Annotated in this window: 1 protein-coding gene; it reads left to right on the top strand. The window is 69.9% G+C overall.

Annotation, left to right across the window (positions count from 1 at the left end):
* The coding region (locus tag SM757_RS35450; protein ID WP_322468934.1) for a hypothetical protein at nucleotides 1-216 on the top strand (216 nt) is incomplete at both ends.

Here is a 216-nt window from a genome sequence, read left to right as displayed (position 1 = left end):
AGGCACGTCCGCCTCGCTGCGCTTGAGCAACGCCAGCTTCGGCTTGCGCTCGGGTGTCGCGGGCACCACGGCGTTCGAGCTGGCCAACGGCACGCTGACGGCCACCGTCGACGGCCTGGGCAACCTCAAGGCCACGTCGGTGGCCGTGCAGTACACGGGCACTGCCGGTGCCGTGACGGCTGGCACCAAGGTCAGCGTTGGCAGCCAGAGCTACAC

It is taken from the genome of Azohydromonas lata, assembly GCF_034427735.1.
Lineage (GTDB): Bacteria > Pseudomonadota > Gammaproteobacteria > Burkholderiales > Burkholderiaceae_C > Azohydromonas > Azohydromonas lata.
The sequence above is the reverse complement of the archived record's forward strand: the minus strand, read 5'-3'. Positions and strand labels throughout refer to the sequence as shown.